Below are 18,795 nucleotides of genomic sequence, written 5' to 3' on the forward strand. Positions count from 1 at the left end.
ACGACGCAGTCGAGCGGGCGACAGGAGGGCCCGGGGGCATGGAGGTGCCCTGAGGAACGGGGAACGGGTGAGTTGCCCGAGCCGGGGTGCCGTGGGGTGAGCGAGCCCCGACGGCCCCTGCCGAAGACTGCATGAACGGATCGTCCACGATGCGGAAAGCAGTTTCCGTATGGCTGGGTGGCTCTAGTGCCTCACGCGGAGGGGGTCGTGTCAAGACCCGGTGTCCGGGACGCGGTTCCCGGGATCCGGGAGGCGGGCGGGATCAGGATCCCTGCGGGCGCAGCCGCTGCCACAGCTGCGCGTCGATCCGGTCGAGGAAGGCCAGGGCCTCGCGCTCGACGGCTTCGGCGGCGGTACCGGTCCGGCCGTGGTTGTCGATCCGCTGGTACTCCAGGTGGAGTTGCTCCAGGGCGCGGTGGATCTCCGCCGGCTCCACCGGCACGATCTTCGCGACGGGGCGCACGTAGTTCGGCCACCATCCGGTGACCGCCTCGCGCAGCAGCACGCGCAACTGCCCCGTCCTGCCGCACGCCCCGACGTAGCAGGCGGGCGGCGGCCGGAGCACCTCGAACAGCGCCTGGGTCTGCCGCCCCGAACCGCGCCAGCGGTTGCGCCGTTCCGCCTCGGCGTAGCGGTCGCGGGTCATGCCGACCCCCACGGCCGCCTGCTCCACCGTCAGCCCGAGGAGCGTCCGGCACTGCAGGAGGGTGGCCGGTTCGCCGAGCAGGTCGCCCGGTGCGCACCACAACGCGGCGGCCAGCGCCTTGATCTGATGGCTCGTCGGGGCCTGGGCGCCCTGCTCCCAGGCCAGGAGCGTGCCGGGGTGGAGCGGGTGTCCCTGGAAGGCCGATACGGCCCAGGCGACTTGGCCGTGCGTGAGCCCGAGCCGCTCGCGCACGCCGACGGCGCGGCGGGGGTCCAGCGGGGGGCCCGAACGCTCCGCTTCGCCCCTCCCCGTCCACCCCGCGGACGAGGTGCTGCCCATGCGGCGGATGGTCCCCGCCGCCCTGCAGCACGTGGCCAGCATGTACGCGGGCCTCGCGGCGCCCCCGCTGATCATCGGCGGCGCCCTGGGCCTGACCGCGGCGCAGCTCACCGCGCTGCTGGCCGCGAGCCTGGTCGTCGCCGGCCTGGCCACCGTGGCCCAGACCCTGCGCTTCCGGGGTGTCGGGGCCGGACTGCCCGTCACCAACGGCGTCTCCTTCGCCGTGGTGTCACCGGTCCTGGCCGCCTCCGTGTCACGGGGGCAGGACACCCTGCCCCTGGTGTTCGGCGCCACGCTGGTCGCCGGCGTCGTCTGCTTCCTCCTGGCCCCGGCCTTCTGCCGGCTCCTGCGCTTCTTCCCGCCCGTCGTCAGCGGCTCCGTCATCACGCTGGTCGGCCTCTCGCTGCTGCCGGTGGCCGGGGAATGGGCCCGGGGCGGCGACCCCGGGTCCTCCGGCTACGGTTCGCCGTCCAACCTCGCGCTCGCCGCCGGAACCCTCGCCGTCACGCTCCTCCTCCACCGGCTCCTCAGCGGACGCTTCCTGCAACGGGTGGCCATCCTGCTCGGGCTCATCGCCGGCACGGCCGCCGCGGTGCCGATGGGCAAGGTCGACTTCCAAGCCCTCTCCCAGGCACCGCTGTTCGCGCTCCCGGAACCGTTCGCCTTCGGCGCCCCGCAGTTCGAGGTGCCGGTCATCGCCACCATGCTCGTCATCATGCTCGTCTCCATGACGGAATCCACCGCCTCCCTGATCGCGGTGGGTTCGGTGGTCGACCGGCCGGTCGACGCCCGCGTCATCGCGGGCAGCCTGCGCGCCCAGGGCCTGGGCACCGCACTCGGCGGAGTCCTGGGCGCCTTCGTGAGCACCGCCTACGCACAGAACGTCGGCCTGGTCGCGATCAGCCGCATCCGCAGCCGGTACGCCGTCACCCTGTGCGGAGCGATCCTGGTCCTCGTGGGCCTCGTGCCGGTCCTGGGCTCGCTCGTCGCGCTCGTGCCGCTGCCCGTGCTCGGCGGGGCGGCGGTCGTCTTCTTCGGCTCGATCACCGTCGCCGGGATCCGGACCCTGGCCAAGGCCTCCCTCGCCACCGGGCACAACGGCATCATCGTGTCCGTCGCCCTCGCCTTCGGTCTCTTCCCCGTCGCATCGGCCGACTTCTACGAGCGGCTCCCCGCGCCCGTCGCCCTGGTGCTGGGGTCGGGCATCACGGCGGGATGCCTCGTCGCCGTCCTCCTCAACCTGCTCCTGAACCACTTCGGCCGGGGCAGCGAGGCCAACGAGAGCCACGTCCCCACCGCCCAGGTCAACGCCTTCGACGGCATCGGCCGCTCAGGCGCTCCGGGGGGTGGGGCTCGGACCTCCGGGTGAGACCCCGCCCGGCCAGATGAGCGGGTACCTCTCGCGCCCGGCCCGGTCGACCCACCGGAGCCGGTCCCGTACGGGCCCGCGCCGGCTCTCCGGGGCCCGCTCCGCAAGCCGGGCCAGCAGGTCGTGCATCCTGCGCAGCGCCATCGGGGAGCCGGTGGCGGCGTAGAGGACGTCGTCGACGGCCGTCCGCAGGTACCGCTCCCAGTCGGGCACGGGGACCGTCACCCTCAACCGGCCCGTCCCGTCGGTGAACTGACCGATGCTCAACTCGCGGCCGACGAGGCGGTTCAGCAGGTCCTCGATGCGGTCCAGGCTCTCCACCGCCGTGGCCGGGTCGTTCACGGCCGGGGAGAGGGCGCGCAGTGCGATGTCGGCGAGGAGCCTGAAGGGCAGGTCCGGGTCCTGGTCGAAGGTGCGCTCGACCCCGGTCTCCAGGGCGCCGCGCAGAACCGCCTCGGGTACCTCGCCGCCGGTCACCCCGGCCAGCGCCATGCCCCGGGACACGGTCGTTCCCGGGGGGACCAGGAAGGCGATGCGGCAGTCGCGCTCCCTGGCCGCGCCGACCAGGGAGCGCACGTCGATCTGCTGGATCACCGCCGCCGGTCCGGACCACAGGACGGTGGTGGTGGTCCCGGCCGCCGGGGGTGGCGGGGCCGTGCCCGGGCCCGTGTCCCGGTCCGATGCCGGGTCCGCCGCCGGGGTGTACGGCCGTACGTACAGGTCGTCGAACAGCCGGTGCGCCCGTGCGGCGATCGCGGTCAGGGAATGGCCGAGCTGGATCGACTGGAACGCCCCAGCCTGCAGTGACCGTATGAGAGCGAGCGCGACCAGGGTGAGCACCATGGCGGTGCCGGGAACGAGGGTCGAGACGGTCGCCCTGCGGGCACCGACGGCCAGCCCCGAGGTGATGCTGAAGACGAACACGCCGACGGTGAAGGCGAAGGCACGCCACACGATCGGGTCGTCCCGGAAGAGGCCGAGGCGCGGAGTGAAGGTGGTGGCGGAGAACTGGATGACGAGGAACAGCATCGAGTAGATGATGCTCACCAGGCTGATGACACCGAATCCGAGGGTGAACAGGAGCGTCACCACGGGTCCCGCGTCCACCTGGGGACCCAGTGAGAGCCTGGGGACCAGCACCCCCAGGGCCAGCCCGGTGACCGCGCAGACGAGCTGGGCCAGATCCCTGCGCATCGCGCGCCTGGGGCGGTGGAACGCGGATCTCCGCCCGCGCCGTCCTGTGCGGGCCCGCAGGCGCCCGGGGTCGTCAGCCGAGCCGGACATCCAGCCTCCTCCAGGTCCCGGTGAGCGCACCCCTCTGATGAGGATGCAACCACGGGAGCCGCGCGAGCGGGCGGCGAAATGCCGGATGTGAGGCATTTCGGGAAGTCTTGGCTCCTGGACGAGGTCCGTGCGCGCACCGAAACCGCCCCCGGCCGTACGCCTGGTGTCAACGGGGCTGCCGCACAGCGGATTCCGGCCGCCGGATAGGGTCGGGACGTGATCACGGCCGGAGCTGCATCCAGTGCGAAGCGGGCCCGCCGTCCGGCGGGTGCGCTGCGACTGCTGTGGCTGGTGGCCCTGTTGTTCGCGTTCCTCTACACGCATGCCGCCGGAGCCGACACCGCCACGGCGCACGTCGCCCGCGGGGTCGTGCCCGTCGCCCACCTGGACGCCATCGGGGCCGACGCCCCCGGCGCTTCCGGTGCCGCCGCCATGTCCGATTCCGGCGCCGCCGAGGCGCCCCACGGGCACGGTGACGGCAGTGGGCACGCGCACGCCGCCGAGGCGTGCGTCTCCGGTCACCCCCAGCAGGGTGCGGAGCTGCCCGCGCCGCCGCTGGTTCCGCTCGGCGTTCTGTCGCCCGCCGCCTCCGCGATGCGGCCGGCCCTGTGGGTGCGGACCGTTCCGTCCGGCCTTCCGCCCTTGCGCAGCGTCCTCGGCTCCGTGGTGCAGCAGGTATAGAACCGGGCGCTTTGTCCCGTTCTGACCCCACCTGACTCTCATGGCAGACCCCGGGCCGCCCTCGCGCGGCCGAGCGGGCGATGAGCCATGCACGCAGCACCCAAGGAACTCGCACGTGACCTCGACCCAGCTCTTCGGCGCCCGGACCACGGACACCTCGCCGAACTCTCCCGCCACGGGACGCGCCGCCCGGCGCAAGCACCACTCCAGCATGGCCAGGAGGCGGTCCCTGGCCGCCCGGTACCTCGGCTACGTCGGCTACTTCGTCGGCGCCGGCCTCATCAGCGGCGCCGTCGTCCACCACCCGCTCGACCCCGACCGCTACACCCGCATCGCCGCGTACGGCGCACTCGTCTTCCTCGCCGCGACCGTCCTCAACGAGTTCGTGCTCACCCGGGAGCGTCCGGGGCTGCCCCGGCTGCTGCTGGTGATGGGCGCCTCGCTGCTGCTGTCGTTCGGCATCGGCATGCTCAGCGGCGGCCTCCAGCACTTCGACGATTTCCCCGCCCGCGGAGCCGTCCTCGTCCCCGCCGGACTCGTCGTCTCCTTCGTCGCCTACGTGATCAAGGACGCGGACACCCCGGCGCGCCGGATCTTCGGCGTCGTCGGCCTGGCGGTACTCGTCACCGCGACCGTCGCCTTCCTCGGCCTGCGGGAAGTCGCCGCCTCCATGGAGAGCTCGTCCGCAGGCGGCGGCCACAGCCACGGCACCGCCGAGGAGCCCGAGGCCGACGACCACGCCCCCGCCGCCACCACGGCCCCGGCGAGCCCGGCAGCCCCCGCCCCCGGGACGTCGCCCACCGCGAAGCCCGCTCCTGCGACCCCCTCGCACGCCGACGGCCACGCCCACTGACTGGTGAGCCGCTGAGCCGCTGGTCCGCTGAGCCGCACAGGGCCCCGCACCCACCGGTGCGGGGCCCTGTCGGTCACGCCCCGCGCAGCGCGGAGCGGCCGGCGAAGCGGGCCGAGGAGCGGACGGGACCGGCCCGGAGCGCCACCCTCCCGGAGCGCCTGGCCACCCGCTGGCACCCAGGCCCGAGCCGACCGTCGCCCTCACACGTCCCCGCGCCGGACGACCGTCACGGCGACGATCACCGAGACGAGCGCCCAGGCTCCGAGCGCGATCCAGGAGCCGGTGACGGTGCCCGGGTGGGCGCCCAGGCTGGTGTACGAGTCCGGGTTGAGGGCCAGCCGCCCCTGGGCGGCGAGCGGCAGGTGGTTGCCGATCTCCTTCAGGGCCCGGTACCGGTCGCCGCCGAAGAGCAGGGGCAGGATGAAGAGCATGCCCACGACCGCGACGATCGAGGCCGTGGCGTGGCGCAGGACGGCCCCGAACGCCATGCCGATCAGGGCGCACACCGGGACGACCAGCGCGTAGGCCGTGACGGCCCGCAGGCAGCCGGGGTCGTGGATCGAGAGCCCGACGTGGCGGGAGGCCAGCATCGCGTTGACGGTGAAGAACGAGGCGACGGAGACGACGGCGCCGAGCAGCAGCGTGACCGCCGCGACCAGGACCACCTTGGCCGTGATCACCGCACGCCGGTCGGGGACGGCGGCGAACGTGGTGCGGATCATTCCGGTCGCGTACTCGCCGAAGACCGTGATGGCCCCGAAGGAGGCCGCGGCCAAGGTCATGACGGAGGCGGCGATGCCGTTCAGGCCGTGGAACAACGGGTCGTACACGTAAGGAGGTTCGCCGGGAATCGGGGGATGCGGCTGGTCGATGTACGGAAGGTCGGAGTGGACGGCGTTCACGTTGATCGCGATCGCGACGACGGCGCTGAGGACGAGCACCCAGTAAGTCGACCTGAGTGAACGCATCTTGATCCACTCGGCGGCGAGCAGGTCGGTGAACCCGGCCGCCCCGGGCTCGGCCGCCCGCTCGAACTGCCGGGCGCCGGACGGAGCCAGTGGGGTCATCGGGGTTCTCCTGCGAGGTACTCGACGCTGTCGGCGGTGAGCGACATGAACGCCGACTCCAAGGACGAGGCCTGGGCGGCCAGTTCGTGCAGCACGATGCGGTGCCGGTGGGCGAGGTCGCCGATCCGGGCGGCCGTGAGGCCGGTGACGCTGACGGCCGGGCCGCCTTCCCGTCGTACCGACGCACCCTCGGCGACCAGTACGGCCTCCAGGGCCGCCGGGTCGGGGGTGTGGACCGTCACGCCCCGGGAGGCGTGCCGTGCCGAGAACTCCGCCAGGCTCGCGTCGGCGATCAGACGGCCCCGGCCGATGACGATGACCCGGTCGGCGGTGTGCTCCATCTCGGCCATCATGTGGCTGGAGACCAGGACGGTACGGCCCTCGGCGGCCAGCCGTCGAAACAGCCCGCGCACCCACAGCACGCCCTCGGGATCCAGGCCGTTCAGGGGCTCGTCGAACAGCAGCACCGGCGGATCGCCGAGCAGGGCGCCCGCGATGCCGAGGCGCTGCTTCATCCCGAGGGAGAACCCGCCGATCCGGCGGCCCGCCGCCTTCGTCAGTCCGACGTCCCGCAGGACGGCGTCCACCCGGGACGGGGGGATGCGGTTGCCGCGGGCCAGGGCGGACAGGTGGGCCCGCGCACTCCGTCCGCCGTGCACGTCCTGGGCGTCCAACAGCGCGCCGACGTGGCGCAGTCCGCGCGGGCGCCGGGCGAAGGGAACCCCGTCCACGGTGACGGTCCCGGCGGTCGGCGCGTTCAGGCCCAGGATCATTCGCAAGGTGGTGGACTTGCCGGCGCCGTTGGGGCCGAGGAAGCCCGTCACCCGGCCCGGTTCCACGGTGAAGGTCAGGTCGTCGACGGCGACGGTGTCGCCGTACCGCCGGAGCCCGGCCCGGGACCGCGTCCTCGTACCGGACCGCCGGGACACAGGTGTCGGTGGCGGGCCTGAAGGGCGGCGCACCCCTGGTGGCGTACGAGGGCGAGGCGCCCGGCGCCGACCACACGATGGTGTCCGGCCGCTGGTTCGGCGCCCGGGGCGAGGCGGTCGCCCCGACCCGCTTCCTCGCGACCGCGGGGGTCCGGCTCGGGGACACCGTCACCCTGTCCGAGCAGGGGCGCACGGTCCGGCTGCGGATCGTCGGGGAGGTGTTCGACCTCGGCAGCCAGGGGATGACGCTGCGTACGGGCATGGATTCGGTCGCGGACCTGGGAAGCCGGTACCTGCCGAGCAACTTCAGCGTGCGGCTCGCCTCCGGGACGGATGCCGGACGCTATGTCGCGGACCTGAACGCCGCGTTGAAGCCGCTCGGCGCGGAAGCGGAGGCGGCCGGGCCGGGCAAGTCGAGCGTGATCCGGGCGATGCAGGCCCTGATCGCGATGCTCACGCTGATGCTGGTGGCCGTGGCCTGCCTGGGGGTGCTCAACACCGTGGTGCTGGACACCCGGGACCGCGTGCGCGACCTCGGGGTCTTCAAGGCACTGGGGATGACGCCCCGGCAGACGATCGTCCAGGTCCTCACCTCGGTGGGCGCCATCGGCCTGGCCGCGGGGGCGGTCGGCGTACCGCTCGGGGTGGCGCTGCACGGCTGGGTGATGCCGGAGATGGGCCGGGCCGTCGGCACCACGATCCCGCCGGTGGACGTGGACGTGTACGGCCCCGTGCTGGTGGGGGCGTTGGCGCTGGCGGGGGTGCTGATCGCGGTGGCCGGGGCGCTGTTGCCGGCCGGGTGGGCGGCGCGGACGCGGACGGCGCAGGCCCTACGGGCGGAGTGAGCCGGAGCGGCCCGAGCGGACCGGAGCGGAGCGGCCCGAGCGGACCGGAGCGGCCCGAGCGGACCGGCCCGCTCCGGTCAGGTCCGCTCCGGCCCGCTCCGGACCGGGGTCAGGACTTGGGAACGGTGTTGATGTGGCTGGTTCCGGCGCTGTAGAAGCCGTCCACCGTTTTCTGGACGTCGGCCTGGGAAACCGCCTCACCGGCCTTGTAGTAGAACCAGTTGACTTTCATGTTCCACGTGCGTGAACCACCGGTGAAGGGAAGATCGATGAACCAGTTGCTGAAATGCATGTCCACCTTCTCGCGCGGGACGTATTTGCCGGAGCTGGTGAACAGGTCCTTGCCGTCCAGCGAATAGGTGGCCTTTCCGTCCATGAAGGTGATCATCATGATGTGCCACCCCTCGAGGCGCTGCTTCTTGAGCGCGTGGGTGACCCGGTCCGGCGGATCGGCCTTGAACCAGCTCGTGGTGTCGAGCTGCGGACCCACCGAACCCCAGCCGCCGTTCGGCAGGTACTCGTAGTCGAGTTCGCTGTAGTTCGGCGAGGAGTCCGAGGCGGAGATCGGGAAGAAGGTCTCGACGACGTGGTCGCCGTTGCGACCGCTGACGGGCTTGTCGCTCAGGTAGACCCGCGCGGCGTAGGTTCCCGTGAAGAGCGGGGTGCCGGTGGTCTGTATCTCGACCTGCTTGGTGCCCTGCTTGGTGCCGTCGGTGGAGGACTGCAGCTGAAGGGCCCTGCCGCCCTGGGCGGTCGCGTCGGAAGGGAAGCTGGCGCCGGCGGAAGTCCAGGTGTCCTTGATCCCCGGGCCGCCCCCACCGGTACGGACCTCCCAGCCGTTCGCCTTGAGCGCGGGGTCGTCGGGGCCGCTGTACCGGAAGTCGTCGAACAGGGTTCCCGGCGGACCGGACGGGGTCGGCGAAGCGCTCTTGGCGGGGGCGGCGTCATCGGGGCCGGAGCCGCCGGATCCGCTGGTGCACGCGGCCAGTACGCACAGGAGGGCGGGCAGCGTGAGCGCGGTCCACGCGCGGCGGCGAGAGGTGCGGCGGGGGTGACTCACACGAGCTCCTTGGGGCGTAGAGGCGGTACCTGGACACGCCCTGACATGAGGATCAATGGCTGATCACATGAGGTGGTCATCCTAAGGTTCGCGGCGACCTGCTCGACCCCGGGGCGCCGCGGTCCCGCAGAAACGGTTCCGTCGGGCACGCAGTGATCAGTACCCGACAACCGTGCGTGTAGATATACCGACTGGTACTGCCAATTGGTATTCCAATCCGATTACGACACCGGAGCAGATGGCGTTAAAAGGGCACATCGGCCCCAAGTCGATTCAGGTCGGTGCACTAGCGTTCGCCCTGCCATCCCGCGGTCTACGTACCCTGCACTGAAAGGCCCCGCAAGGTGCGATCAGCCCCTCTTTCCACCGAACGCGGACCGGCACACCAGGCACAGCCTGAAATGTCCGAGTCGGGTTTCGACGACCCCGCTCCCGCACCGGTCTTCGTCGACCAGTCGGGTCTGCGCGGCCGTCTGCTGCGGGGTCTGGGCTGGCCCGTCTCCGTGGTCGGCGCGGTCCTGGCCGTCGCCATGGGCAGCAGCCTGATCGGCATGCAGGCGGACGCCCCGGCGATGGGCATCCCCGTACAGCCCTCGCGGTCGCCCGCCCCGCCCGGCTCACCCGCGCCGTCGGCCACCCCGGCGGGGCCGGCAGCGTCGGCAGCACCCTCGGGATCGCCCTCGCCCCGGACGGCCACACCCTCCGCGACACCCGCGACGAAGCCCTCGGGCGCCACGCCGAAGCCCTCGGCCGGCACACCGAAGCCGTCGACCGCTCCGTCGAAGTCCTCGGCCGCCCCGCCGAAACCCCCGGCCGCACGCACGGCGAAGCCCACGCCGAGCGCGCCGAAGCCCATGGCCGACCCACAGAACCCCACGGCCGCCGCGCCGCCCGGCGCGAGCCCTTCGGGTCCGTCGGCCAAGAACCCCTGATCGTCCGCACCACCCATCTCCAGGAGCGTCATTGTCCCGCCATCAGCGCCGCCGGCAGTCCCTGCTGAGGCCGCGCCGACTGGCCGCGCCGCCGCTGCGCTTCTTCATGCCGCTGTCCCTGCTGGCGTGCCTGCTTGCGCTTCTCGTGCTGCGCGGCCTCGCCACCAACGAGGCCTTCCACGACGACCGGATCGCGATCTCGGTCGACAAGACGACCGTCCCGCAGCACCTGCTCAAGGGTGGTCCGGTCATCGACGCGCGCGGCAGCAAGAACGAGAAGCCCGTGAGCTATCACATCCCCGACCGCACCGTGGTCCTGAGCTTCGACGACGGTCCCTCGCCGCAGTGGACCCCGAAGATCCTCGAGGTGCTCGCGCGCCACGACGTCCGTGCGGACTTCTTCGTGACCGGTGCCATGACCACGCGCAACCCGGAGCTGATCCGGCAGATCGTCGCGGGCGGCCACGAACTGGGCGTGCACACCTTCACCCACCCCGACCTGGTGTACCAGTCCCACACCCGGATCAGCTGGGAACTGGCGCAGACGCAGCTGGCGCTGGCCGGAGTCGCGGGCGTCCACAGCGCGCTGTTCCGCCCGCCGTACTCCTCCGACGCCTCGGCGATGGACGACTGGAACTATCCGGTCATCAAGTACGTGGGCGCGCGCGGCTACCTCACCGCCTTCATCGACCGGGACACCGACGACTGGAAGCGTCCCGGTGTCGAGGAGATCGTCAAGGCGGCGATGCCGGCCACGCCCGGCGCGGGCGAGCTGATCCTGCTCCACGACGCGGGTGGCGACCGTACCCAGACCATCGAGGCGCTCGAGCAGATCATCGTCAAACTGCAGGCCCAGGGGTACCGCTTCACCACCATCTCCGACGCGCTCGGCGCCTCCAGCGCCACCGTGCCGGTGACCGGATTCCAGCTGTGGGCGGGCAAGGGATACATCTGGGCCACCCAGTTCTCCGTGCACACCCTGCCGGTCCTGGTCGGGCTGCTGGCCCTCGTCGGCTTCCTCAACTTCGGCCGGTTCGGGCTGATGCTCGTCCTCGCGCCGATGCACGCCCGCCGCGCCAAGCGGCGGGACGCCTGGGGAACGCCCGTCACCGAAACGGTCACCGTCCTGGTCCCCGCGTACAACGAGCGCGAGTGCATAGCCAACACCCTCAACTCGCTGGCCGTCAGTGACTATCCGATCGAGGTCATCGTCATCGACGACGGCTCCTCGGACGGCACCGCGGACATAGTCGAGGCGATGAACCTGCCGTTCGTCCGGCTGATCCGCAAGGCCAACGGCGGCAAGTCCAGCGCCCTCAACACCGGTATCGCGGCCGCCTCGCACGAGATCATCGTGATGATGGACGGCGACACCGTCTTCGAACCGTCCACCGTGCGCGAGCTGGTCCAGCCCTTCGGAGACGCGACGATCGGCGCGGTCGCGGGCAACGCCAAGGTCGGCAACCGCGACAGCCTGATCGGCGCCTGGCAGCACATCGAGTACGTCCTCGGCCACAACCTGGACCGCCGGATGTACGACATGCTCAACGTCATCCAGACCATCCCCGGCGCGGTCGGCGCCTTCCGCAAGGAGGCCCTGCGGCGGGTCGGCGGGATGAGCGACGACACCCTCGCCGAGGACACCGACATCACCATCGCGGTGCTCTGCGACGGCTGGCGGATCGTCTACGCCGAGGAGGCCCGCGCCTGGACCGAGGCTCCCGCCAGCCTCCAGCAGCTCTGGTCCCAGCGGTACCGCTGGAGCTACGGCAGCATGCAGGCGATGTGGAAGCACCGCGCCGCGGTGACCTCCCGCGGCCCGGCCGGGCGCTTCGGCCGCATCGGGCTGCCGCTCGTCGTGCTGTTCGGCGTGATCGCCCCGCTGCTGGCGCCGTTGGTCGACCTGTTCCTGCTGTACGGCGTGTTCTTCGGGGACGCCGGGATCACGCTCACCAGCTGGGGCGGCTTCATCCTGCTCCAGGCCGTGCTGTCCTGGTACGCCTTCCATCTCGACCGCGAGAAGCCCTGGTACCTGATCAGCCTGCCGATCCAGCAGCTGGTCTACCGGCAGCTCATGTACATCGTTCTGCTGCAGTCCGCGATCACGGCGATGACCGGTGGCCGACTGCGCTGGCAGAAGCTCCGGCGCACCGGCGAGGTCGCTGTACCCGTGGAGGCCTGACCGTGACCGGATACACCGACCTGGGGCGCAACCAGGAAACCGTCCAGTTGCGGGTCCCCGCCATCGTGCGACAGCGGTGGGAGGCCGAGTGGGAGCCCGAGCAGCGGCCGGAGCCGCAGCAGCAGCCCGATGCGCAGCCGGAGTCCAAGGCGCCGTCCCCGCGCAAGGGCGGCCGCGACCGCTACCTCGACCTGCTGCGCGCGCTGGCCCTGGTGCGCGTGATCTTCTACCACAACTTCGGCTGGTTCTGGCTGCCCCTCGTCTTCCCGTCGATGGGCGTGATGTTCGCGCTGGCCGGCTCGCTGATGGCCCGCTCGCTCAGCCGTCCCGCCCTCGGCGTGATCCGCGGCCGACTGCGCCGACTGCTGCCGCCGATGTGGCTGTTCGGCATCGTCCTGATCACCCTCCAGCTCTTCGACGGCTGGGGTCCCGACTCCGATGGCCATCCCACCTGGTGGTGGACCAAGATGGCGTTCTGGATCCTGCCGCTCAGCACTCCGCCGTTCGCGGAGGACCTGCCCGGGTTCGGCCGCGTGGAGGGCGGCTGGGCCCTGCAGATCACCGTCCCGCTCTGGTACCTCCGTGCCTACCTCTGGTACGTCCTGCTCTCACCGCTGATGCTCCGCGCGCTGCGGCGGCTTCCGTGGGTGACGCTGTTCAGCCCCCTGGCGGTGCTGATCGTCATGAACTCGTTCTTCGCCGACCAGGAGTTCGTCTACGGCCGGGTCTGGGAGACCGCCAACGACTTCGCCATGTTCGGCTCCTGCTGGCTCCTCGGCATGGCCCACCAGGAAGGGCTGCTCAAGAAGATCCCGCAGTACGTCCTGCCGTCCATCGCGCCGCTCGTCATGGTGGCCGGCCTCTGGTACCTGCAGACCCGGCCGGTCGACCCGACCGTACCGACGGACATCGAAGCCTGGCCGATCGCCCAGGCCCTGTGGTCCTTGGGCTTCGTCGCCATCCTGCTCCACGTCAGCCCTTCCTGGGATCAGTGGCCCAGAGTGCTGGAACGCTGGAACGGCCTGGTCAGCCTGCTCAACTCGCGCGCGGTCAGCGTCTACCTGTGGCACCAGGTGGCACTGGTGGCCGCGATCCCGCTGATCGACCCCCTGTGGAGCGTCCCCTTCGTCTACGAGAACTTCCAGTGGCTGCTGGCCAGCCAGTGGTTCACCCTGCTGGTGGCGATCCCGCTGATCGGCCTGCTGGTCCTGACCTTCGGCTGGATCGAGGACGTGGCCGCCAAACGCTCGCCGCGGCTCCTGCCGTACCCGCGCCGCCAGCGGGGCAGACGCCGGTCCACCGACTGACGGGCCTCCGCCCGCTAACGGAGGGGCCGTTCCGGAGCGATCCGGAACGGCCCCTTCTCGCTGTGGTGCGTCAGCGGGCGGCGCCCCGCGGGACGGCGAAGTCGGTCAGCCGGGCCGAGCCCGGCGCGAGCTCCCGCCAGGAGCCGGGGCAGGCGAGCACCGCGATCGCGGACGTCGGGAACTTCTCCGCCAGGCGCGCGATCGCCCCGGCCTCCGCGGCATCTCCGGCCTCCGCGGCGCCCGCGGCATCCCGCGCGAGGCCGAGGGCCAGTTCCTCCAGTCCCGGGTTGTGGCCGACGAGCAGCAGCGTCCCCACCTCGTCCGGCACCTCGGACACCACCGCCAGCAGCTCCTCCGGCTCGGCGGCGTACACCCGCTCGTCGAAGCGCACCGGGACCTCGGCGCCGAGCTCTGCGGCAGCCAGTGCCCAGGTCTCCCGGGTCCGCCGGGCGGTGGAACAGATGACCAGGGCCGGCAGGCAGCCGGCCTCGCGCAGCCAGCGGCCCGCCGCGGGCGCGTCCCGCAGACCGCGCGGGCCGAGCGGCCGCTCGTGGTCCGCGACGTCGGGCCAGGCGGACTTGGCGTGGCGCAGCAGCACCAGGCGGGCGGCGGACGGCGCGCTCATGATCTCAGCCTCATCGCCCCAGCCTGCCACGGTCCACCGGCCGGGACGTACGCCGGTGCGTCCAGCTCCACCCATACGCACTTTCCGCCGCCCACCGGCTCCGAGCCCCACTTCCGTGCCAGCCGTTCCACGATGACCAGCCCGTGGCCTCCGGGCCGTGCCGGGTCCGCCGGGTGCCTGACGGCCGGCGCGACGGGGCTCGCGTCGGTGACCTCGATGCGCAGCCCCTCGGCGGTGCGGCGCAGGAGGAGCGAGCTCGGCCCGCCCGCGTGCATGCAGGCATTGGCCACGACCTCGGACACCAGCAGCAGGGCATCGTCCGCGGTCTCGTCCCGGAGGCCGTCGTTGCGGCGGCCCTCCGCCGCCGGCAGCCACTGCCACTCGGTCAGGGCGGCGCGGGTGAAATCCCGGCAGCGGCCGACGACGTCCGTGGTGCCGTGCAGCACCAGACGCCGGGTCTGTTCCGGTGACCGGTGCTCAATCATCGTGCTCCTCCGCTACGCGCTCCGGTGACGTGCCAGCGCCGCATCCACATCGGGGTGCAGCGGGAACAGTCCGACCACGCCCGTGATGTGCAGCATGCGTTCGACCGGCTGGTGGAGCCCGATCAGTTCGAGACTGCCGCCCGATTCCCGGACCGCGAGCCGCCCGTGCAACAACACGTTCAATCCCGTGGAGTCGCAGAAGTCCAGCCCGCTGAAATCGAGGAGCAACCGCTGCCCACCGCCCGCCCGGGCGGCTTCGATGGCCGCCCTCAAGGGTTCGGCGGTGTCGTGGTCGAGCTCGCCCGCCAGCGCGAGGACGGTGGCTCCCTCGACGGGCCGTACCTCGACCGCGAAACGGTCGCCGTCCGCCGTGGCCATCGTGCACCCCTTTCCCGCGGGTTCCTCACACGGGCTCGTCTTCCGGACACGTTGCGCGCCTACCCCCTCACACGCCACCGAACCGTGACGTCAGGGGTGCCACCGCGCCGGTCACATGTGGGGCTGGTTGTAGTACCGGGCGAACTGCTCCAGGTAGGTGGGCCCGCCGCCGTACTTGGCCCGGTCGAACTCGGGAGCGTTCTTGATCTGCTCCTTGCTCCGGCCGACGTAGACCTTCTCCTCGACGGTGTCGATGCGCTGGATGGTCCCGGCCGGGAGCAGTACGTGCTTGCCGAAGATCCAGACACCGGTGTCGACGACGATGTGGGATGCTCCGACGTCCTCGGAGTGCTTGTCGACCTTCCCGATGCTGCCGTCGGTGGCCTCGACCTTGTATCCGACGAGGTCGATCCCCTTCTGGTATCCGGCGTCCTGGTGGTAGCCCCAAATCTCTTCCGTGCTCATGGCACGTCCCTTTCTGTGCGAGGCGACGGTCGTGCGTCGCCGTCCCACAGGCGTCTCCCCAGAAAGCGCGCGGGCACGCACCGCGGCTCCCGTCCGGCCGGTACGCGGGAGGTTTTCCGCCCGGGCGTTCGGGAAGGGGCGATATGAGACCCGGGAGGCGATGTCGCATGACCGAAGGCGCGATCCCCTACCTTCCCCCGGCTCGGGTCACCGTGCTCGGGGTGTGCCCCGCCGACCCGCCGTTCCGCATCGTGGAGATCGACGGCGAGGTGGCCAGCACCGCCCGGTCGATGACGGACGTGGTCCTGACCGCGGCGGCCGCCGGCATCACGATCCACGACCTCGACGACCCGGACGAGGTCCGCTGGGTCGGAGGCGGGAGGTTCCACTGGACCGGGTGAGCGCGGGCGCTACATGGGGTCCATCGTTCCGCTGCCCGGGCCGTTCTCCTGCTCGCTCTTCTTCCGGATGTGCAGGGCCTTCTCGATGAGCCTCTGCCTCTCCGCCGGATCCGTCGCGCGCTGCGACGCCTGCTCCAGTTCCTGGGCCTTGTCACGCATCTGCCGGACCCGCTGGCTCGGCTGGCTCTCGTTGCTCATGAGCGATCCTCGCTTCGGGGGAATGCGGTACCCCTGCGGTACGGGTACTCCCAGCCAATCAGCACCGCACCGCACCCGCCACCGCGGCTCCCGGGACGCGGAACGGCCGTCAGGGGAATTCCGGTACGAAGGGGAGCCAGTCCCTGTCCGGAGCGGAAGGGATCACCGTGTAGCTGGCCTGGGGAAGCTCGTTCCAGACGCCGGGGAGGTCCCCCAGCGGTTCGGAGACCACGATGCGCGAGGCGTCGGAGATCTCGCGGAGGTACTCCACCTCGGGGTGGAGGTGGCGGACGGTCTCGGCGCGGCTGCTGTAGAAGAGCGAGCGGGCCGCACCCCCGCTGGAGTAGCGGAAGGCCCAGAGGTACGCGCCGTCGCTGATCGCCAGCGTCATCTGGAGCGGATCCGCGATGCCGTGCTCCTTGCCGAGGCGCTCCACGAGCCCGGTCATCCGGGCCACGGCGCCCGGGACGTCCTGGTCGAGCCCGAAGGTGACCGCCAGGTAGAACATCACCTCGGAGTCGGTGGACCCCTCGATGGCAGGGAAGAGGGCTGGGTCGACGGCCAGGCAGAGGTCCCGCTGCAGCCGGGGGAAGTCCGCGATGGACCCGTTGTGCATCCACAGCCACCGCCCGTGGCGGAAGGGGTGGCAGTTGGTCTGCTGGATGGCCGAGCCCGTCGAGGCGCGCACGTGGGCGAAGAACAGGTGCGAGCTGACGTGCGCGGCGAGCTCGCGCAGGTTGCGGTTGTTCCAGGCCGGGGCGATGTCCCGGAAGACGGCCGGTGTGCCGTCCCCGTTCCCGCTGTACCAGCCGATGCCGAAACCGTCGCCGTTGGTCGTCTCGACGCCCAGGCGGGCGTGCAGGCTCTGATTGATCAACGAGTGCTCCGGACGGTAGAGCACGGCGTCGAGCAGCATGGGCGAGCCCGAGTAGGCGAGCCACCGGCACATGCGCACCATCCCCTTCGCGGCCTCATCCGAGCGTAACCCCGCGACCTGCGCACCGGGGTTTGCCGACGGGCCGGGTGGAAAGACGCAGGGTACGGAGGTGCGACCATGACCCGTCGAGTCCACGAGGTGATGACCGGCAATCCGGTGACCGTCGAAAAGCTGACGTCCCTGGCGGAAGCCGCCAGGGTGATGCGGGACGCGGACATCGGGGACGTCCTGGTCGTCGACGGCGGTCGGCTCCACGGCATCCTGACCGACCGGGACCTCGTCATCCGGGCCGTGGCCGACAACCGGGACCCCGCCGAGACGACGGTGCAGGCGGTCTGCACCCCCGCACCGGTGACCGTCAAGCCCGACGACTACGTGGACCAGGCCGCGGATCTCATGCGGCGGCACGCGCTGCGGCGCCTGCCCGTGCAATCCGAGGACGGTGAGCTCGTCGGCGTCGTCACCCTGGGCGACCTCACGGTGGAACGCGACCCCGGGTCCACCCTCGCGGCCATCTCGGCCGCGGAGCCGGACACCTGAGACGCGGCACCCCCGTCGTCAGCCCTCCTCGTGGTCGGCCTCGTGGTCGGCCGAAGCGGCCGATGCCTTGCGGCACCACCGGATCACGAGCAGGAGCAGGCAGCCCAGGGTGAGGACCGCACAAGCACCGTCCGCAGCCGGGATGAGCTCGCGGGGCACGCGTGCCGGAGGCGATTGAGCCGCATCGGCGGGGGCAGGCGCGGGACGGAAACAGCCATGACCGACGACCCCCCGCCGGCACCGCCGACCCGGTAGATCCGGCGCCGGCCCCCGACACCCGACCGAAAGGAGCAGCCATGGGGATCCCTCCCCGTGATCCCGTTCCGCCCAGCCCCACCCCGGCTCCGGGCCCTGGACCTGGTCCGGAGCCCGGACCGGTGCCCGGTCCCGTTCCGCCTCCCGGCGGGCCCGACCCCGTGCCACCGGCTCCGCCGCAGCCCGGACCCGACCCCCAGCCGCCACCGGCGCCGCGGCCCGAGCCGCACCCGCAGCCGGGCCCCCTGCCCGGGCCCGCCCCGGCACCGGAGCCCGTCACCTGAAGGCGCCGCCGCGCGACCGCGCAGCGCTTCGCGTCAGGACGGCCGGTCCGGATCGCGCCCGCTCAGCCCGACCGCCCGGTCCAGCAGCGGGGCGTCGTCCGGTACCGGGACGACGGGGCCGAAGATGTCCCCGCGGCTGCCCTCCTCCTCGGCCGCGGCCAGGAGGAAGCCGTACGAGGTCTCCAGTGCGGCCTGATCGGGTGCGTACGCCTGGCCGGTGGCCCGAGCCAGGTCCCAGCCGTGGATGACCAGTTCGTTGACGGCCACCAGACCCGCGATCTCGCCCGGCAGGTCCACGCCGCCCGCGCGGGTCATGCCGGTCCAGGCGGCCGGATCCGTCCAGGCCTCGGCCAGTTCGCCGAGGACCCGGGGGAGTTCCTCGCGCCAGTCGGCGGGGAGGGCGGGCACGGCCGTGTCGGGGGCCGTGTCCGTCGTGGGGCCCAGGTCCTTGCGGCCGGCGTCGCGGAACGCGACGGCCAGGCCGGAGAGGTGGCCCAGCAGGTTGCCGACCGCGTAGTCGGGGCAGGGCGTCGGGTCCGCGAGCCGGGCGTCGGGAACGCCCGCCGCCAGGCGGGCCACGATCCGGGCCTGCGGTCCGAGGTCGAGCAGTGTCGTACCGGTCATGTGCCGCTCCTTCGGGGAAAGGGGTGGAGGGTGGACCGGCGGCGGCGCCCGAACTCATCGCCACACGGCCGGCAGCCTCGGCCCGGGAGGGGAGCGAACCCCTCCCGGG

The 18,795-nt window shown here is 72.0% G+C and carries 22 protein-coding genes; 9 read left to right on the forward strand and 13 right to left on the reverse strand.

Annotated features, from left to right (window positions below; genetic code table 11):
* Nucleotides 1–262: 262 nt before the first annotated feature.
* Nucleotides 263–985 carry a helix-turn-helix transcriptional regulator gene (locus tag OG898_RS26260; protein ID WP_266959572.1) on the reverse strand — a complete coding sequence of 241 codons (723 nt, stop codon included), beginning with the start codon at nucleotides 983–985 and terminating at the stop codon, nucleotides 263–265.
* Here OG898_RS26260 and OG898_RS26265 point away from each other — a divergent pair.
* A complete protein-coding gene (locus tag OG898_RS26265; RefSeq protein WP_266959574.1) occupies nucleotides 984–2,354 on the forward strand; it encodes a nucleobase:cation symporter-2 family protein in 1,371 nt (456 codons plus the stop codon). The two genes, OG898_RS26260 and OG898_RS26265, sit on opposite strands and share 2 nt — an antisense overlap.
* Here OG898_RS26265 and OG898_RS26270 read toward each other — a convergent pair.
* Nucleotides 2,316–3,548: a DUF2254 family protein gene (locus OG898_RS26270; protein WP_266959576.1), complete on the reverse strand. Its 1,233-nt coding sequence runs from the start codon at nucleotides 3,546–3,548 to the stop codon at nucleotides 2,316–2,318. The two genes, OG898_RS26265 and OG898_RS26270, sit on opposite strands and share 39 nt — an antisense overlap.
* 306 nt (nucleotides 3,549–3,854) lie before the next feature.
* Here OG898_RS26270 and OG898_RS26275 point away from each other — a divergent pair, with 306 nt between their 5' ends.
* Both OG898_RS26275 and OG898_RS26280 read left to right on the forward strand, forming a co-directional pair.
* The gene (locus OG898_RS26275; RefSeq protein ID WP_266959578.1) at nucleotides 3,855–4,319 is read left to right on the forward strand and encodes a hypothetical protein; all 465 of its coding nucleotides are present in this window, start codon (nucleotides 3,855–3,857) and stop codon (nucleotides 4,317–4,319) included.
* A 115-nt stretch (nucleotides 4,320–4,434) separates the two neighbouring features.
* Nucleotides 4,435–5,172 (forward strand): hypothetical protein, encoded by a 738-nt coding sequence (locus OG898_RS26280; RefSeq protein ID WP_266959580.1) that lies wholly within the window; start codon nucleotides 4,435–4,437, stop codon nucleotides 5,170–5,172.
* A gap of 200 nt (nucleotides 5,173–5,372) precedes the next feature.
* Here the strand turns inward: OG898_RS26280 and OG898_RS26285 are convergent, their stop codons facing one another.
* Complete coding sequence (locus OG898_RS26285) at nucleotides 5,373–6,239, reverse strand: ABC transporter permease subunit (RefSeq protein WP_266959582.1); 867 nt, start codon at nucleotides 6,237–6,239, stop codon at nucleotides 5,373–5,375.
* A complete protein-coding gene (locus OG898_RS26290; RefSeq protein WP_266959584.1) occupies nucleotides 6,236–7,168 on the reverse strand; it encodes an ABC transporter ATP-binding protein in 933 nt (310 codons plus the stop codon). The genes OG898_RS26285 and OG898_RS26290 overlap by 4 nt, the downstream gene beginning before the upstream one ends.
* 8 nt (nucleotides 7,169–7,176) lie before the next feature.
* Between OG898_RS26290 and OG898_RS26295 the strand changes: the two genes are divergently transcribed.
* The gene (locus tag OG898_RS26295) at nucleotides 7,177–8,013 is read left to right on the forward strand and encodes an ABC transporter permease (RefSeq protein ID WP_266959586.1); all 837 of its coding nucleotides are present in this window, start codon (nucleotides 7,177–7,179) and stop codon (nucleotides 8,011–8,013) included.
* 109 nt (nucleotides 8,014–8,122) lie between these two features.
* On the opposite strand, the gene OG898_RS26300 is transcribed toward OG898_RS26295, so the two are convergent.
* Nucleotides 8,123–9,073, reverse strand: coding sequence for a glycoside hydrolase family 16 protein (locus OG898_RS26300; RefSeq protein ID WP_266959589.1), 951 nt, complete (start codon nucleotides 9,071–9,073; stop codon nucleotides 8,123–8,125).
* A 401-nt stretch (nucleotides 9,074–9,474) separates the two neighbouring features.
* Here OG898_RS26300 and OG898_RS26305 point away from each other — a divergent pair, with 401 nt between their 5' ends.
* The 3 genes from OG898_RS26305 (at nucleotide 9,475) to OG898_RS26315 (ending at nucleotide 13,494) form a co-directional block, all read left to right on the forward strand.
* Entirely contained in the window at nucleotides 9,475–10,005 is a 531-nt protein-coding gene (locus OG898_RS26305; protein ID WP_266959591.1) for a hypothetical protein, read from the forward strand.
* Between the two features lie 106 nt (nucleotides 10,006–10,111).
* Complete coding sequence (locus OG898_RS26310) at nucleotides 10,112–12,187, forward strand: bifunctional polysaccharide deacetylase/glycosyltransferase family 2 protein (protein WP_266960460.1); 2,076 nt, start codon at nucleotides 10,112–10,114, stop codon at nucleotides 12,185–12,187.
* 2 nt (nucleotides 12,188–12,189) lie between these two features.
* The gene (locus OG898_RS26315) at nucleotides 12,190–13,494 is read left to right on the forward strand and encodes an acyltransferase (protein ID WP_266959593.1); all 1,305 of its coding nucleotides are present in this window, start codon (nucleotides 12,190–12,192) and stop codon (nucleotides 13,492–13,494) included.
* Between the two features lie 70 nt (nucleotides 13,495–13,564).
* On the opposite strand, the gene OG898_RS26320 is transcribed toward OG898_RS26315, so the two are convergent.
* The 4 genes from OG898_RS26320 to OG898_RS26335 form a co-directional block, all read right to left on the reverse strand.
* Nucleotides 13,565–14,119, reverse strand: a complete 555-nt coding sequence (locus OG898_RS26320; RefSeq protein WP_266959595.1) for a histidine phosphatase family protein — start codon at nucleotides 14,117–14,119, stop codon at nucleotides 13,565–13,567.
* Nucleotides 14,116–14,604 carry an ATP-binding protein gene (locus tag OG898_RS26325; RefSeq protein ID WP_266959597.1) on the reverse strand — a complete coding sequence of 163 codons (489 nt, stop codon included), beginning with the start codon at nucleotides 14,602–14,604 and terminating at the stop codon, nucleotides 14,116–14,118. The genes OG898_RS26320 and OG898_RS26325 overlap by 4 nt, the downstream gene beginning before the upstream one ends.
* 12 nt (nucleotides 14,605–14,616) lie before the next feature.
* The gene (locus OG898_RS26330) at nucleotides 14,617–14,982 is read right to left on the reverse strand and encodes an STAS domain-containing protein (protein ID WP_266959599.1); all 366 of its coding nucleotides are present in this window, start codon (nucleotides 14,980–14,982) and stop codon (nucleotides 14,617–14,619) included.
* 111 nt (nucleotides 14,983–15,093) lie between these two features.
* Entirely contained in the window at nucleotides 15,094–15,447 is a 354-nt protein-coding gene (locus OG898_RS26335) for a PRC-barrel domain containing protein (RefSeq protein WP_266959601.1), read from the reverse strand.
* Nucleotides 15,448–15,614: 167 nt separating this feature from the next.
* Between OG898_RS26335 and OG898_RS26340 the strand changes: the two genes are divergently transcribed.
* On the forward strand, nucleotides 15,615–15,848 hold the full coding sequence (locus OG898_RS26340; RefSeq protein ID WP_266959603.1) for a hypothetical protein: 234 nt from the start codon (nucleotides 15,615–15,617) through the stop codon (nucleotides 15,846–15,848).
* Between the two features lie 9 nt (nucleotides 15,849–15,857).
* Here the strand turns inward: OG898_RS26340 and OG898_RS26345 are convergent, their stop codons facing one another.
* Both OG898_RS26345 and OG898_RS26350 read right to left on the reverse strand, forming a co-directional pair.
* Nucleotides 15,858–16,046, reverse strand: a complete 189-nt coding sequence (locus tag OG898_RS26345) for a DUF6381 family protein (protein WP_250740076.1) — start codon at nucleotides 16,044–16,046, stop codon at nucleotides 15,858–15,860.
* Nucleotides 16,047–16,155: 109 nt separating this feature from the next.
* Nucleotides 16,156–16,995 (reverse strand): class II glutamine amidotransferase, encoded by an 840-nt coding sequence (locus tag OG898_RS26350; protein WP_250740075.1) that lies wholly within the window; start codon nucleotides 16,993–16,995, stop codon nucleotides 16,156–16,158.
* Between the two features lie 105 nt (nucleotides 16,996–17,100).
* Between OG898_RS26350 and OG898_RS26355 the strand changes: the two genes are divergently transcribed.
* A complete protein-coding gene (locus OG898_RS26355; RefSeq protein WP_266959604.1) occupies nucleotides 17,101–17,523 on the forward strand; it encodes a CBS domain-containing protein in 423 nt (140 codons plus the stop codon).
* A gap of 18 nt (nucleotides 17,524–17,541) precedes the next feature.
* On the opposite strand, the gene OG898_RS26360 is transcribed toward OG898_RS26355, so the two are convergent.
* On the reverse strand, nucleotides 17,542–17,682 hold the full coding sequence (locus OG898_RS26360) for a hypothetical protein (RefSeq protein WP_266959606.1): 141 nt from the start codon (nucleotides 17,680–17,682) through the stop codon (nucleotides 17,542–17,544).
* A gap of 413 nt (nucleotides 17,683–18,095) precedes the next feature.
* Entirely contained in the window at nucleotides 18,096–18,686 is a 591-nt protein-coding gene (locus OG898_RS26365) for a TIGR03086 family metal-binding protein (protein WP_266959608.1), read from the reverse strand.
* Nucleotides 18,687–18,795: the final 109 nt, after the last annotated feature.

Source organism: Streptomyces sp. NBC_00193 (assembly GCF_026342735.1).
Classification (GTDB): Bacteria; Actinomycetota; Actinomycetes; order Streptomycetales; family Streptomycetaceae; genus Streptomyces; species Streptomyces stoeckheimensis.

Bases quoted from the DNA above. Each gene is read 5' to 3' on its own strand.
- OG898_RS26265 (WP_266959574.1), top strand. From the start codon at position 984: ATGCGGCGGATGGTCCCCGCCGCCCTGCAGCACGTGGCCAGCATGTAC.
- OG898_RS26260 (WP_266959572.1), bottom strand. From the start codon at position 985: ATGGGCAGCACCTCGTCCGCGGGGTGGACGGGGAGGGGCGAAGCGGAG.
- OG898_RS26270 (WP_266959576.1), bottom strand. From the start codon at position 3,548: ATGCGCAGGGATCTGGCCCAGCTCGTCTGCGCGGTCACCGGGCTGGCC.
- OG898_RS26285 (WP_266959582.1), bottom strand. From the start codon at position 6,239: ATGACCCCACTGGCTCCGTCCGGCGCCCGGCAGTTCGAGCGGGCGGCC.
- OG898_RS26305 (WP_266959591.1), top strand. From the start codon at position 9,475: ATGTCCGAGTCGGGTTTCGACGACCCCGCTCCCGCACCGGTCTTCGTC.
- OG898_RS26310 (WP_266960460.1), top strand. From the start codon at position 10,112: ATGCCGCTGTCCCTGCTGGCGTGCCTGCTTGCGCTTCTCGTGCTGCGC.
- OG898_RS26320 (WP_266959595.1), bottom strand. From the start codon at position 14,119: ATGAGCGCGCCGTCCGCCGCCCGCCTGGTGCTGCTGCGCCACGCCAAG.
- OG898_RS26325 (WP_266959597.1), bottom strand. From the start codon at position 14,604: ATGATTGAGCACCGGTCACCGGAACAGACCCGGCGTCTGGTGCTGCAC.
- OG898_RS26330 (WP_266959599.1), bottom strand. From the start codon at position 14,982: ATGGCCACGGCGGACGGCGACCGTTTCGCGGTCGAGGTACGGCCCGTC.
- OG898_RS26335 (WP_266959601.1), bottom strand. From the start codon at position 15,447: ATGAGCACGGAAGAGATTTGGGGCTACCACCAGGACGCCGGATACCAG.
- OG898_RS26340 (WP_266959603.1), top strand. From the start codon at position 15,615: ATGACCGAAGGCGCGATCCCCTACCTTCCCCCGGCTCGGGTCACCGTG.
- OG898_RS26345 (WP_250740076.1), bottom strand. From the start codon at position 16,046: ATGAGCAACGAGAGCCAGCCGAGCCAGCGGGTCCGGCAGATGCGTGAC.
- OG898_RS26350 (WP_250740075.1), bottom strand. From the start codon at position 16,995: ATGTGCCGGTGGCTCGCCTACTCGGGCTCGCCCATGCTGCTCGACGCC.
- OG898_RS26355 (WP_266959604.1), top strand. From the start codon at position 17,101: ATGACCCGTCGAGTCCACGAGGTGATGACCGGCAATCCGGTGACCGTC.
- OG898_RS26365 (WP_266959608.1), bottom strand. From the start codon at position 18,686: ATGACCGGTACGACACTGCTCGACCTCGGACCGCAGGCCCGGATCGTG.